The sequence below is a fragment of the Corynebacterium sp. 11A genome (assembly GCF_008930935.1).
Classification (GTDB): Bacteria; Actinomycetota; Actinomycetes; order Mycobacteriales; family Mycobacteriaceae; genus Corynebacterium; species Corynebacterium megadyptis.
On record NZ_PQMR01000002.1, the window covers coordinates 229,606 to 241,378 of the forward strand.

Genomic DNA, 11,773 nt, shown 5'->3' on the forward strand with positions numbered 1-11,773 from the left:
TGCTAGTTCGTGGCCTCGCCCTCAGTGGGTGGGGCCACGTTCTGCGTTGTGTGGACATAAAAAACTGCACGCCCGGTCGAGGCGTGCAGTGCTGTGGCTATGAAGCCGAGAACCTAGCGCAGGGCGGCGGCGATGCGCTGCGCCACGTAGCGGGAACCTGCCTCGCTGGGGTGCAGGCCCATGTTGTAGTTCGGGGTGGTGGTGTCGATGCTGCCGGAGACCCAGCGCTGCACATCGGGCACGCAGGTGTGGTGAGCGGCGGAACCGGCCTTGATGTCCACGAAGGTGGCACCGGTCTGGCGGGCCGCCGCGATCTGGTTATCGCGGTTCCAGTTCTCCACATCGCGCAGCAGCGGCACCGGCACGCCCATCGGGACGTTGGGAACCACGTTCAGTGCGCAAAGCATGCCCGAGGTAGGCTCGGTGACCTGCAGCATGCCCGGAATGATGATCTGGATGCGCGGAGAAACGCGACGGATCTGATTTACGGCGTCATGAATATCCTTCAGGTAGGCGTTGTGCACGGCCTGGTTATCGAGGATATTCACGCCATCGCGCACACCGAAGCCACCGTAGTTATTCATGCCCGCGGCCAACACCACGGCGCGCGTGCCGGGGTGAATATCGCCGGCCTGGATGGCGCGGGCGACGCGCTGGGTGGCCACACGCGAGGTCTCGGCGACACAGGACCAGTCAGAGATCGGTGCCTTGGCAATCTGGCCGAGCAGGCGCGGCGCATTATTCGGGGCCTGCAGGCAGCCCTCGCGGGCGGGATAGCCGTTGTACACCTGCGGGTTCATCCCGCGCATGGCGTTGAGGATCTGATCCGGGTTCGCGGAGTAGGAATCACCAAAGTAGGCGATATTGCCCTGCGGGGCAGCGGCAGCCACTGGGGCAGCGCTCACGCCCACCACCGCGGCGGTGGCGACTCCCAACATAGCGGCGGTAACTTTCTTCAAACCTGTCGTGAATCCCACGGTAATTTTTCCCTTTCATGCGGCTCGCCCCAGTTAGGTGCATTCTGCATGAGAATAACCTGAGCACCAGATAGCCCCAAAAACTTTTAACCCAGCTCACAGAAAAACCGCCCCTGGCAGCGGGTGCCAAGGGCGGTCGGACAGCGAGCGTGCCGCAGATCCTGTTTAGCGGCCAGTACCTGCGTAAACGATGGCTTCTTCGTCGCCGCCGAGCTCGAAGCGCTCGTGCAGAGCGCGGGCAGCCTCGGGGAGGTCGGCCTCGCGGACGAGCACCGAGATGCGGATCTCGGAGGTGGAGATGAGCTCGATATTTACTCCCACATCGCGCAGCGCCTCACAGAAGTCGGCGGTGACTCCGGGGTGAGACTTCATGCCTGCGCCCACTAGGGAGACCTTGCCCACTTGGTCGTCGTAGAGCACGTTCTCGTAGCCGGCACCGGCCTGCATCTTCTTCAGCAGCTCCATGGCGCGAGGGCCATCGGCGCGAGGGCAGGTGAAGGTGATGTCGGTCTTGCCGTCCTCGAGGGAGGAGACATTCTGCAGCACCATATCGATGTTGATCTCTGCATCCGCGATGACACGGAAGATGCGGGCGGACTCGCCCGGCAGATCCGAGATTCCCAAAACAGTGATCTTGGCTTCCGAGCTATCGGTTGCCACGCCAGTGAGTATTGCTTCTTCCACGGGAATATCCTCCATTGATCCGTCGACGAGGGTGCCAATGTCATTACTGTAGGACGAACGCACACGCAAGGGCACGTTGAATGCGCGGGCGTATTCGACGCTGCGCAGCACCAAGATCTTCGATCCCACAGCAGCCAATTCGAGCATCTCCTCGAAGGAGATCTTGTCTAGTTTGCGGGCATTGGGCACGATGCGCGGATCGGCGGTGTAGACGCCGTCCACATCCGAGTAGATTTCGCACACATCGGCCTCGAGCGCCGCGGCGAGCGCCACCGCAGTGGTATCGGAACCGCCACGGCCCAAGGTGGTGACATCGCGGGTTTCCTTATTCACACCCTGGAAGCCGGCAACCAGGCAGATCTTGCCCTGGCTGAGGGCCTCCTGCACACGCCCCGGGGTGACCTCGATGATGCGGGCATTGCCGTGCCGCTCCGTGGTGAGCACGCCCGCCTGGGAGCCGGTGAAGGACTGGGCCTTCGCACCGAAGCTCTCAATCGCCATGGCCACCAGCGCATTGGAGATACGCTCCCCGGCGGTGAGTAGCATGTCCATCTCGCGGGCCGGCGGAACGGGATTGACCTGCGCCGCCAAATCGAGGAACTCATCGGTGGTATCACCCATGGCGGAGCACACCACCACCACATCGTGGCCCTGCTTCTTGGTGGCCACAATACGTTCAGCAACGCTGCGGATACGCTCCGCACTCTCCAGAGATGATCCACCGTATTTCTGCACAATAAGTGCCACAGGTGCCGTCCTTTCCTTGGCATGAGGCCCCGCACCGTCTTTGCCGCGGGTCTGCGAGGCAATTTCTGCCGAAGTATTGGTTTTTCCGCACTCATCGTACATGGCGCCCATTGCAGGACACTATCGAGTTCACATTCACCCCCAGGGTGAGGATCGCACCACGCCAGCACCGCCACCCCGCGCGCCGCGACGGTTCCACGCCACCCCTAGCGATACTCTAAGTGCTGTGCCTAATACCCTGCTTGCCATTCTTTTTGCCACTGCCTCTGCGCTGACGATCGCATGGGGCACGGTCGTGCGGCACAATATCGCACTCGAGGCACCCGAGGGCCGGTCCATCGCCACGGCCATGCGCCGCCCCTTATGGTGGGCGGGCTCTTTTTCTGCGCTCGGCGCCTATGGCCTGCAGGTTGTGGCTCTCGGCTTCGGCACCCTGCTCGTAGTGCAGCCCATCCTGGTGCTCTCCCTCATGTTCACCCTGCCGCTGTCGGCCTACTACGACAAGCACCGGCTCACCTTCGCCGAAATGCTGTGGGCGGGCGTGCTCACCGTCTCCGTATCGGTGCTGGTGCTGCTGGGCCGCCCCGCCTCGGGCACCCCTGATCCATCGCTGCACCGCTGGCTGCTGGCCCTCGGCATCGGCGTGGTCGTTCTCGTCGGCCTCGACCGTTGGGCGCAACGCCAGATCCGCCGCGAGAAGGCCCTGCTGCTCGGCATCGTCACCGGCGCTGTTTTCGGCTATGTGGCGGTGCTATCTAAGGCCATCGCCGATATCTTCGTCCACAAAGGCGGGTTCTTCGGCATCCTCACCTCTTGGGAGCTCTATGCGCTGATCGCCTGCGCCACCATCGGCACCTTGGTGCAGCAGGTCTCCTTTAATGCCGGCGCACTCAAAAACTCCCTGCCGGCCATGAAGGTCGCCGAGCCCATCGTAGCCTTCATCTTGGGCTATGCAGTGTTAAGCGAATCCTTCCAAGCCAGCGGATGGCAATGGGCGTGGATGGCCCTCGCTCTGCTGGCCATGATTGGCTCCACCTTCCAGCTATCGCGGCTCGGAATCGACTAGTGCGCATCGCCCGTGCCACCGGGCCGGCGCACACGCGAGTAGGCGTCGATAAGCGTGCATAGGCCCCCGATAGGGGGAACACTGAACTGGTTTTTCCCAAAGGATGGAACGTCGGTGCCCGAAAATACTGACGGATGCGGTAATGTGCCTCACATGATTCGCGGTAGTCAGGGATTCCTCCTCCTTAGTCGCCGCGGCGGGTGTTAGCGCTTAATTGTTCGTTGGCCGCCCCGTCGCGGAGTTTCAGGCGCGGCCAACATTCCCGAACACTGAGCCAAGAAAGCACCCATAGTTATGTCGATGAACGACACTTTCATCTCCGCCCCCACTGAAATCACCACCCCGAACGGCCCGCGTCGCGAGGGGCAGCCGGCATGGAATAAGCAGCGCAACTCCACCATGCCGAGTAAGCGCTACCAGCCCTATCACGTGGAAGTCGAAGACTTCTCGCTGCCGGACCGCACCTGGCCGGACAAGAAGATGACGGTGGCCCCGCAGTGGTGTGCCGTGGACCTGCGCGACGGCAACCAGGCCCTGATCGATCCGATGAGCCCAGAACGCAAGCGCCGCATGTTCGACCTGCTGGTGCGCATGGGCTACAAGGAGATCGAGGTGGGCTTCCCCTCGGCCTCCCAAACCGATTTCAACTTTGTGCAGGAGATCATCAAGGAAGACAAGATCCCCGATGATGTGACCATCCAGGTGCTGGTGCAGGCCCGCGAGCACCTGATCCGCCGCACCTTCGAGGCCTGCGAGGGCGCGAAGAACGTGATCGTGCACTTCTACAACTCCACGTCCATCCTGCAGCGCGATGTGGTGTTCCGGAAGGATAAGGAGCAGATCAAGAAGCTGGCCACCGACGCCGCTGAGCTGATCCAGACCATCGCCAAGGACTACCCAGAGACCAACTGGCGCTGGGAGTACTCGCCGGAGTCCTATACCGGCACCGAGGTGGCCTATGCCAAGGAAGTCATCGACGCCGTCACCGACGTCATGCAGCCCACCCCAGAGAACCCCATGATCATTAACCTGCCCTCCACGGTGGAGATGATCACCCCCAATGTCTACGCCGACTCCATCGAGTGGATGGACCGCAACCTGAACCGTCGCGATTCCATCATCTTGTCGCTGCACCCGCACAATGACCGCGGCACCGGTGTCGCCACCGCCGAGCTGGGCTTCATGGCGGGCGCCGACCGCATCGAGGGCTGCCTCTTCGGCAATGGCGAGCGCACCGGCAATGTCTGCCTGGTGACCCTGGGCCTGAACCTGATGACACAGGGCGTCGACCCGCAGATCGACTTCTCCGATATCGCCCACATTCGTCGCACGGTGGAGTATTGCAACCAGCTGCGCGTGCCGGAGCGCCACCCCTATGGCGGCGATCTGGTGTTCACCGCCTTCTCTGGCTCCCACCAGGACGCCGTGAACAAGGGCCTAGACGCCATGGCCGCCAAGCATCGCCCCGGCGCGACCCACACCGATGTGGCCTGGGAGGAACTGCGCGATATCACGTGGGAGGTGCCCTATCTGCCGATCGACCCGAAGGATGTGGGCCGCAACTACGAGGCCGTGATCCGCGTGAACTCACAGTCCGGCAAGGGTGGCGTCGCCTACATCATGAAGACCGACCACGGCATCAACCTGCCGCGGCCGATGCAGGTGGAATTCTCCTCCGTGGTGCAGGCCGTGACCGATTCCGAGGGCGGCGAGGTGAACTCGAAGTCCATGTGGGACATTTTCGCCCGCGAGTACCTGGATCGGGTGAGCCCGGTGGAGCAGATCTCGCTGCGCGTGGATAACGCCCAGTCCGATGGCGAGCTCTCGCAGGTGACCGCGAAGCTGGAGATCAACGGCGAGGAAAAGACCGTCTCCGGCCACGGCAACGGCCCTGTGTCCGCCTATGCCAATGCTCTCGAGCAGCTGGACATCAACGTCGAGGTGCTGGATTACTCCCAGCACGCCCGCACCGCCGGCGATGACGCCGAGGCCGCCGCCTTCGTCTATGCCGACGTCAATGGCCAGCAGGTGTGGGGTGTCGGCGTGGCCGGCTCTATCACCTACGCCTCGCTGAAGGCCGTGACCTCCGCGATCAACCGCGCCATGGCCTAGCCTCTCGCTCCCCTACTCCCGAGTGCTCCCCGTGAGCCTCGGGAGTTTTGTGCTGCGCGCTTATCGACGCCACCCTGCCGGCAGCTGCAGTCTCTGCACCACAGCGGATTCCGCCGCGCCACCTGCACTGGGGGGTAGCTCACCTGCCGCGACGTACCCTCGCCACGTCTTCTCCCTTGCTAGGATTGTGACCCAAAACACTCGCGATACCGAGCAAAGGAGGATCACATGTCCCGCGCTGACGCTTCCCCACCCACCACCGAGCCATCCGCAGATGGCCCCAACCCCGACGCCACGTGGCGTGTGATCGGCCCTGGCTTAGTGGCTGCCGCCACCGGTGTCGGTGCCGGCGATCTTGTCGCCACCATGATTGCTGGGCAAAAATTCGGCTACACCCTCCTCTGGGCGGCCGTAGTGGGCGCGATCATGAAGATTGTGCTCGTCGAAGGCGTGGGCCGTTATTCTCTGTCCACCGGCCACACGATCTATACCGGCTGGCGGCGCATTGGCCGCTGGACCAGCTGGTATTTCGTCCCCTACATCGTGGTGTGGGGGTTCGTCTATGGTGCTGCGGCCATGAGCTCCACGGCGCTGCCGCTGGCCGCGCTCTTTCCCGGCACCACTCTCACCTGGTGGGCGATCGGCACGGGCATTCTCGGATTCATCCTCACCTGGATAGGCCGCTACGAGTTCTTCGAAAAAATCATCGCCGTGCTGGTGGGACTCATGTTCCTCACCGTGGTCGGTATTGCCACGCTCTCCCTGCAACACCTGCCCGAGATCCTCACTGGGCTCATACCCCGCATCCCTGAGGGCTCGGGGGTCTACGTGCTCTCCCTCGCCGGTGGCGTCGGCGGCACCATCACCCTGGCCGCCTATGGCTATTGGTGCCGTGAAAAAGGCTGGCGCACTCCCGGCTGGATGAAAGTGATGCGGATCGATAACACCGTGGCCTATGTGGTCACCGGCATCTTCGTGATCGCCATGCTGATCCTCGGCGCCGACCTGCTCTACTCCGCCAATATCGCCGTCGAAAACGGCGACAAGGCCTTGCTGGGGCTCTCCGATGTGCTGGCGGATCGCTACAACCCGACCATCGGCACGATCTTTCTCATCGGCTTCTGGGCGGCCAGCTTCTCCTCGGTGCTGGGCGTGTGGAATGGCGTGTCCCTGATGTTCGCCGACTACATCGGCCACCTGCGCAAGCTCCCAGAGAACCACCCCTCCACCACCACCGGCGGCAAGTACTACAAGCTCTACATCCTGTGGCTGACCTTCCCGCCCATGCTGCTGCTCTTCCTCGGCCGCCCGGTGGTCCTAGTGCTGCTCTACGGTGTGCTCGGTGCGTTCTTCATGCCTTTTTTGGGCTTTACGTTGCTCATCCTGCTCAATACCGATGCCACCCCGAAGCAATGGCGCAACGGCTGGTTCGCCAACACAATGATGGCCATCATCTCGCTGGCCTTCGTGGCTATCTGCGTGAACCAGATCATGAGCTACTTCTAAAGACCACCGCCCCGCGCCCTGCACCTAGTCCGCGGGATCGGCGCGGTTGTGGTTTAGCATAGGAACCTATGAGCAACGGTAACCATCATCTGAGCCGCGAAGAGCGCAGGGCGCGTCGACAAGCCGAGCTCGAGCGGGCCCCCTTTGTGGTTGCCACGGTCCAGACCTCGGGTATTCACCCCGCGTCGGCGCGGATGGTTGCCATCGATTTGGCCACGTTCACCCCGAGCGGTGAGCTCGATGAGCACGTGCACCACGTGCTCAATCCCAAGGCGGATCCGGGACCGCCGCATCTGCACGGGCTGAGCAAGGAGGAGGTGGCGGCGGCCCCCACCTTCGCCGGAGTGTCGAAAAGTATCTGCCGTATGATCGACGGCCGTACCCTCATCACCTTCGACATGGCCCTCACCTGGGGTTTCATCGTCTCGGAATCGAAGCGGGCCATCGCCCATAACCGGCGCGCCCACGCCCCGAAGCAGCGGCGGCGGCGCGGCGGCAAGCGCAATCGCTCGAATTTCGGGCATGTGCCCAAGCCGGTGGCCCTCATCGACCTGCTCACCACCGTGCGCCGCACCGGCACCACGATCGAGGACGAGCGACTGCGCGGCGTGGCGCGCCAGTGGGGGCTATTCGACGGCTCCCCGCAGGCAACCCGCGAACGCGCCAGCGTCCCTGAAGCGGAGTTTTCCTTCGAGGCCACCCAGCTCACCTGGGATCTCTATGCGGCCATAGAGAATCCTGTGAGCTACCAGGCCGAGGAGTTGAAGGCGGATCGCTGCGGCCTGCAGCGCACGGTGCTGCGCGTGGATGCCGCCCAGGCCGACGCCGCCGCGGAGAACCCCGGAGCGTATCAGCCGGGAGGCTCGCTGCAACCCGGCATGGAGGTGGTGCTCACCCCGCAGATCGAGCTGCCCGATACCGAGATCATTCAGGCCGCGCTCGATGCTGGGTTGAGCTACAGCGAGAAGCTGGGCCGTGGCTCCTCGCTGGTGATCTGCAATCACACCCAGGATCTCAAGGGCAAGGCGATGCACGCGCAGCGGAAGAATATTCCGCTCATGGCCGATACCGCTTTCGTCGAGCTGGCCCGTCAGGCCGCCAAAGAAACGGACAACTAGGCAGCCGGCTCAGCCCCGCGGCGCCAAGGCGCGCCTGTGAGCAGGCGTGTCCCTCCCAGCGGCGGTTGAGGCTACAATTTCTTAACCATGAGCATCAACCTTCCTCGGCCTCTCCGCCGTCTGCGCGCCACCCTTGCCACGACGGCAGCTTCAGCAGCCACTGCGGCCTCGCGTGCGACCGGCCGCGGTGCCGGCGGCATGATCGGCGGCCTGGTGGCCAATGCAATCGACCCCACGATCATGACCACCGTGGCGAAGAACCGCCCCACTGTGCTGATCACCGGCACCAATGGCAAGTCCACCACGACCCGCATGACCGCGAACGCGCTGCGCAGCCGCTACACCGTGGCCACCAATGATGGCGGCGACAACATGGACGCGGGCATTATCTCCGCGCTCATGGCCGGCAAGGATGCCAGCCACGTGGTGCTGGAGTGCGATGAGCTGCACGTGCCTAAGGTGGCCGACCGGCTTCACCCCACGGCGCTCATCCTGCTCAACCTCACCCGAGACCAGCTGGACCGGGTCGGCGAGATCAATAAGCTCGAGCGCGCGCTGCGCGCCTGTGTCGAGGCCCATCCCGAGATGACCGTGATCGCCAATTGCGATGACGTGCTGGTCACCTCCGTTGCCTTCGACGCCGAGAACGTGGTGTGGGTCTCTGCCGGCGCCGGCTGGATCGGCGATTCGGTGTCCTGCCCGCGCACCGGCTCCCATGTGGTGCACAACGGCGATGATTGGTACGCCACCAAGCCGCTGGCCGATGGCCGCGAGTTCCGCCGCCCCGAGCCCAGCTGGGTGATCGATGATGAGGCGCTGCGCTCCCCGCTGGGTGATACGCCACTGGATTTGAAGCTGCCGGGCAAGGCCAATCGCGGTAACGCCGCCCAGGCCATTGCGGCGGCGGTGAGCTGCTTCGATATCAGCCTCGATGGCGCCCGTGACGCGGTGGAGGAGGTGGATAATGTGGCCGGCCGCTACTCCACTATCGAATTCGAGGGCCGAGAGGTGCACATGCTGCTGGCCAAGAACCCGGCGGGCTGGCAAGAGGCGCTGTCCATGCTCGATCGCGAGGCCGAGGGCCATGTGATCGCCGTCAACGGCCAGGTGGCCGATGGCGAGGACCTATCGTGGCTGTGGGATGTGGTGTTTGAGAACTTCGAGAACCTCCACGTGCACGCCGCCGGCGAACGCGGTACTGACCTTGCGGTCAGGTTGAAGTATGCCTCGATTGATCATGACCTCATCCACGATCCCGTGGAGGCCATTCGCGCCTGCCCGCCCGGCCGGGTGGAGGTGCTGGCCAATTACACGGCTTTCCGTGATCTGAAGAAGGCTCTCGAACGTTCGCTCCAGGCAGCTAAGGAAGGAAACGAGTAAATGACTCTCACTATCGGACTGCTGCTGCCTGATGTGCTCGGCACCTATGGCGACGATGGCAATGCCCTCGTGCTGCGCCAGCGCGCCCGGCTACGCGGCATTGATGCCGATATTCATCGGATCACCCTGCAGGACGCCATCCCGGATTCCTGCGATCTCTACTGCATGGGCGGCGGCGAGGACGCAGCCCAGGTGTTGGCGGCGGAGCATCTGCGTGCCCACGGCGGCCTTATCCGCGCCGCAGAGAAGAAGACCCCGATCCTGAGCATCTGCGCCGGTTTTCAGGTACTCGGCGAGTCTTTCCACGCCTCCGGCGGGGTACACGAGGGCTTGGGGCTTATCGACGCCACCACCGCGCAACTACGCACACGTGCCATCGGTGAAGTGGAGGCCACGCCCTCCACGGTGCTCACCGAGCAGATCTCCGATGCGCAGCGCATTAGCGGCACCGTGAGCCTGCGCCTGAGCGGCTTCGAAAACCACATGGGTTCTACCGTGCTGGGACCGGATGCCCAGCCGCTCTGCTCGATTACTCGCGGTATCGGCAACACCGATTCCGGTCATGGGGCCGGCTGCGATGGCGCTATCCAGGGCACCGTGATCGCCACCTATATGCACGGGCCCTTCTTGGCCCGTAACCCGCATATCGCGGATCTTCTCTTGGCCCGCGCCATGGGGGTGGAGTTCACTGATCTCGAGCCGCTGGTGCTCGATGAGGTCTCGCAGCTGCGCGAGGAGCGCCTCGACAGCTAGCTGGCTGCGGCCGAGGGCATGGCGCGAAAGGGCGGCGCGCGCGCTCGCGCTAGTGATCGCCCCTAGGTCGCGCCTAAAGCCGGTGGCGGCCGGTGAGTGCGCGGGAGAGCGTGAGTTCATCAACGAACTCCAGATCGCCGCCCAGCGGCATGCCGGAGGCAAGCCGCGAGATCACCAGGTCCGGAAAATCACGCAGGAGCCGCGCCAGATACGAGGCGGTGGCTTCGCCCTCGGTATTGGGGTCGGTAGCGAGGATCACCTCGCTGATATCGGGGGCGGGCTCGCCCTCGCGGTCCTCGAGAACCCCACCAATGCGCTGCAGCAGCTGTGAGACGGTGAGGTCCTTCGGGCCCACATTATTCAGCGGATCCAGTGCCCCGCCGAGCACGTGATAGCGGCCCTCATACTCCCCGGTGCGTTCGATCACCTGAATGTCTTTGGGTTCTTCCACTACGCAGATCACGCTGGGGTCGCGCTGGGAGTCTGCGCAGATGCGGCACAGCTCATCGCGGGAAACATTGCAGCAAATACGGCAGAAGGTGACCCCGCCGCGCACCGCGCCGAGCGCATTTTGGAGCCGCTCGACATCCTCGGAATCGGTGTTGAGCAGGTGAAAGGCGATCCGCTGTGCGGACTTCGGCCCCACTCCTGGGAGCCGAGAGAGCTCGTCGATGAGATCTTGGAGCGGGCCTTCGAACATGCGGGGTGGGTGTCCTTCGTGTGCCGGTCTATCCCGCCATTGCGCGGGTCAACCTCGGTCGTGGGGTGGGGTGCTCATCGGTGTGGCGGGGACGCCACAGGCCGCTATCGCTGCTGGGAGTGTACACACAAACACCCCGCACGGGGCGGGGCGCTGAATGTGACCAGACGTCTCGGTCAGGTTTTAGCCGAGCATGCCGTCCAGGTCGCCACCGAAGCCAGCATTTTGCAGCGGGCCCATCTTTTCCTCGGCTACATCGGAGATGCGCTTGTGGGCGTCCTCGAGGGCACCGAGCACGAGATCCTGCAGGGTGTCAACATCCTCCGGATCGACAACCTTCGGGTCGATCTCGACGCCGGTGATGTGACCGGCACCGTTCATGGTGGCCTTGACCAAACCATTGCCGGCCTCGCCAACGACCTCGGTGGCCATAATTTCCTGCTGGGCCTGCTGCAGCTGCTCCTGCATCTGCTGGGCCTGGGCGAGAATCTGCTGCATATCGGGCTGAGTCATGGTTGTTGCCTTTCTTAGGGGGTATCTTTATCGCCCCAACGAGTGTAGACGTTTTATACCAGCTTCGCTCCCAGCTGCTCCTGCAAAAGCTCGATCGCCACGGTGCGCTGGTCACGCCTATCGGCGCTGCCCTCACCCTCCGCGGCCTCGCGGGCGAAGGACTCTTCCACATCCTCCGGGCTTTCCTCTACCGGCTGGGGCGGGGTGGGTGCAGGCG

The 11,773-nt window shown here is 63.6% G+C and carries 10 protein-coding genes; 6 read left to right on the plus strand and 4 right to left on the minus strand.

Annotated features, from left to right (window positions below; translation table 11 throughout):
- Positions 1–113 precede the first annotated feature (113 nt).
- Positions 114–977 (minus strand): GDSL-type esterase/lipase family protein, encoded by an 864-nt coding sequence (locus GBB18_RS03560; RefSeq protein WP_151549379.1) that lies wholly within the window; start codon positions 975–977, stop codon positions 114–116.
- A 165-nt stretch (positions 978–1,142) separates the two neighbouring features.
- Complete coding sequence (locus tag GBB18_RS03565; protein ID WP_151549537.1) at positions 1,143–2,408, minus strand: aspartate kinase; 1,266 nt, start codon at positions 2,406–2,408, stop codon at positions 1,143–1,145.
- A 226-nt stretch (positions 2,409–2,634) separates the two neighbouring features.
- Between GBB18_RS03565 and GBB18_RS03570 the strand changes: the two genes are divergently transcribed.
- The 6 genes from GBB18_RS03570 to GBB18_RS03595 all read left to right on the plus strand — a co-directional run bounded on the left by GBB18_RS03570 (position 2,635) and on the right by GBB18_RS03595 (position 10,343).
- Positions 2,635–3,474, plus strand: a complete 840-nt coding sequence (locus GBB18_RS03570) for a DMT family transporter (RefSeq protein WP_151549378.1) — start codon at positions 2,635–2,637, stop codon at positions 3,472–3,474.
- 294 nt (positions 3,475–3,768) lie between these two features.
- Positions 3,769–5,586, plus strand: coding sequence for a 2-isopropylmalate synthase (leuA, locus tag GBB18_RS03575; RefSeq protein WP_151640783.1), 1,818 nt, complete (start codon positions 3,769–3,771; stop codon positions 5,584–5,586).
- Between the two features lie 228 nt (positions 5,587–5,814).
- On the plus strand, positions 5,815–7,092 hold the full coding sequence (locus GBB18_RS03580) for an Nramp family divalent metal transporter (RefSeq protein ID WP_151640784.1): 1,278 nt from the start codon (positions 5,815–5,817) through the stop codon (positions 7,090–7,092).
- Between the two features lie 68 nt (positions 7,093–7,160).
- Positions 7,161–8,210 carry a DNA polymerase III subunit epsilon gene (locus tag GBB18_RS03585; protein ID WP_151640785.1) on the plus strand — a complete coding sequence of 350 codons (1,050 nt, stop codon included), beginning with the start codon at positions 7,161–7,163 and terminating at the stop codon, positions 8,208–8,210.
- A gap of 87 nt (positions 8,211–8,297) precedes the next feature.
- A complete protein-coding gene (locus GBB18_RS03590) occupies positions 8,298–9,590 on the plus strand; it encodes a MurT ligase domain-containing protein (RefSeq protein ID WP_151549374.1) in 1,293 nt (430 codons plus the stop codon).
- Positions 9,591–10,343 (plus strand): type 1 glutamine amidotransferase, encoded by a 753-nt coding sequence (locus tag GBB18_RS03595; protein ID WP_151549373.1) that lies wholly within the window; start codon positions 9,591–9,593, stop codon positions 10,341–10,343. It abuts the gene before it with no gap.
- Between the two features lie 73 nt (positions 10,344–10,416).
- Here the strand turns inward: GBB18_RS03595 and recR are convergent, their stop codons facing one another.
- The gene (recR, locus tag GBB18_RS03600) at positions 10,417–11,043 is read right to left on the minus strand and encodes a recombination mediator RecR (RefSeq protein ID WP_151549372.1); all 627 of its coding nucleotides are present in this window, start codon (positions 11,041–11,043) and stop codon (positions 10,417–10,419) included.
- A 183-nt stretch (positions 11,044–11,226) separates the two neighbouring features.
- Positions 11,227–11,556 carry a YbaB/EbfC family nucleoid-associated protein gene (locus tag GBB18_RS03605; protein ID WP_151529071.1) on the minus strand — a complete coding sequence of 110 codons (330 nt, stop codon included), beginning with the start codon at positions 11,554–11,556 and terminating at the stop codon, positions 11,227–11,229.
- Positions 11,557–11,773 lie beyond the last annotated feature (217 nt).

Coding starts and splice junctions, on each gene's coding strand:
- recR (WP_151549372.1), bottom strand. CDS start 11,043: ATGTTCGAAGGCCCGCTCCAAGATCTCATCGACGAGCTCTCTCGGCTC.
- leuA (WP_151640783.1), top strand. CDS start 3,769: ATGTCGATGAACGACACTTTCATCTCCGCCCCCACTGAAATCACCACC.
- GBB18_RS03580 (WP_151640784.1), top strand. CDS start 5,815: ATGTCCCGCGCTGACGCTTCCCCACCCACCACCGAGCCATCCGCAGAT.
- GBB18_RS03590 (WP_151549374.1), top strand. CDS start 8,298: ATGAGCATCAACCTTCCTCGGCCTCTCCGCCGTCTGCGCGCCACCCTT.
- GBB18_RS03595 (WP_151549373.1), top strand. CDS start 9,591: ATGACTCTCACTATCGGACTGCTGCTGCCTGATGTGCTCGGCACCTAT.
- GBB18_RS03605 (WP_151529071.1), bottom strand. CDS start 11,556: ATGACTCAGCCCGATATGCAGCAGATTCTCGCCCAGGCCCAGCAGATG.
- GBB18_RS03585 (WP_151640785.1), top strand. CDS start 7,161: ATGAGCAACGGTAACCATCATCTGAGCCGCGAAGAGCGCAGGGCGCGT.